Here is a 1,970-nt window from a genome sequence, read left to right as displayed (position 1 = left end):
AACTTTTGGGGTGCAGTTCACAAGTTAAAGATCCCAATTTAGTAGGTGCATTAAGCGGACACAAAGAAGGCAGCAAGGCTTTTAATCGTTACAGACAGATTGATGAAGACATGAAAAAAGAACTGGTAAAATACCTTGATTAACAATAAATGTAACTTTTTACATAGAAAATCGAGAAAAAGTCGATTAACTATGCAGATAATGGCTATATTAGCGAAGTAAAAAATAATTACTCTAAGAATTCCCTACTCGATTTTGGTATTATTCCGATAGATTACACCTCATTACGAAGTATTTATCCTGCTCATAAATCATTAAACGATAAAATTTCCGATTTAGAAAAACAGGGTACTATTATTCGACTAAAGAGAGGAATGTATATTGTTTCTCCTCAAGTCTCAAAAAAACTCATATCTACAGAGCTGATTGCCAACCATCTCTATGGCCCTTCGTATGTATCAATGGAAAGTGCGTTACGGTTTTATGGATTAATACCAGAAAGAGTATTTAATACGGTCTCGATGACCTTAAAGAGAAGCCGGAGTTTTAAAAACCAATTCGGTCTGTTTAGTTACATATCATGTCCTGCGAATTATTACTCAATTGGAATTTCGCCAGTCGTTCAAGATGATTACGCTTTTCTGATTTCCTCGCCCGAAAAGGCGTTATGCGACCAAATTGCTTATACCCCAAAACTGCAACTTCGTTCCATAAAATTGCTTCAAACTTATTTAGAAGAGGATATCCGGTTTGATATGGATTTTTCCCTTGTTGCTCCCTTACTCATTTATGACGCGTTGTTTTGTATTACCGGATTTATATGCAAGGAAAATGCACGCTATGGTGTTCCGTAAATGGAAACAAAGGGTAAAAGGGCGTGATTGGTACGATTTTGAATGGTACGTTAGAAATGGAGTAAAACTAAATTTTAATCACTTGCAGGAGCGAATTAAACAATTTGATTATATTGAGATGAGCAAAGAACAATTCTTGGACAAATTAAAAGAACGGATAACAACTACTGATATCAAAATGGTTAAACGTGATGTATTGCCATTTATTAAAAATTCGGACGAGTTGGAAATCTGGTCGAATGATTACTTTTTGCAGTTAGCAGATATGATAAAGTTTTAAATCTGATAAAATGACTATATGAATAAATTGAATTCTAAGAGAATAATAGAATTTTGAAAAATAAGGATGTGTTAATTAAACTGTGTCAGGTTTTATTTTTATAGTTAATTGGGCACCTTTTTTCTAATGGGTAATGCTGAGACCTGAGTTTTAGTTGGTCAAAAACGGTTAGGAGTCGATCCCCTAATCGTTTTTATGTTCCAATGGTTCAAAGCATCGCCATCGTTTTACAAAGATATGATTAACAGAATTAAGTCAAATCCAGTAGACTACAACTCCTTTAAGCAAGACCTATATATCTGGAGCTACTCTTTATCAACAAAAAGAAACTACTCTGAAATATACACTGCCATTAAACAATTTATTGGAAACAACTTTAAGGTTTGGTTTAATTTGGCTTTGACTACAGAAACAAAACTTTTTAGGAGAGGAGTTCGAGCCCTTAATTGTATCGACAAAGGAAAATTCAGAACCAGCCCCATCTAATCATATAAATATTGATATTGGGACTGTTCATTCATCAAAAGGACAAACTCACTGTGCAACAATGTATGTTGAGACTTCTTTTTATAAATATGAAACTGAGAAGTTAAAAGTAAAAGCCAAAGGAGGTAAACGGATTTTAAACAACCCGCTATTCAAGCAAGAACACGAATATAATGGTGGAGAGTATAAAAGAACTAAAGAAGTGGTGAAAATGATGTATGTGGGTTTTTCCAGACCAACCCATTTGCTTTGTTTTGCCTGTTTAAAAGAAAATGTTTGCGATGATATTAACCATTTCAGGGATGCGGGCTGGGAAATTGTGGATACAACAGAAGACTCTCAAAAATGAC

1 protein-coding gene and 1 pseudogene are annotated in these 1,970 nt (G+C 34.2%); both read left to right on the top strand.

What is annotated here, in order from left to right; genetic code table 11:
* Positions 1-768: 768 nt before the first annotated feature.
* Positions 769-1,134, top strand: a pseudogene (locus tag B3B27_RS04480) (nucleotidyl transferase AbiEii/AbiGii toxin family protein); the annotation flags it as partial.
* A gap of 547 nt (positions 1,135-1,681) precedes the next feature.
* On the top strand, positions 1,682-1,969 hold the full coding sequence (locus B3B27_RS04475; RefSeq protein WP_238867918.1) for a hypothetical protein: 288 nt from the start codon (positions 1,682-1,684) through the stop codon (positions 1,967-1,969).
* The last annotated feature ends 1 nt before the right edge of the window (position 1,970 follow it).

This window comes from Proteiniphilum sp. UBA5463, from assembly GCF_002427225.1.
Lineage (GTDB): Bacteria > Bacteroidota > Bacteroidia > Bacteroidales > Dysgonomonadaceae > Proteiniphilum > Proteiniphilum propionicum.
The sequence above is the reverse complement of the archived record's forward strand: the minus strand, read 5'-3'. Positions and strand labels throughout refer to the sequence as shown.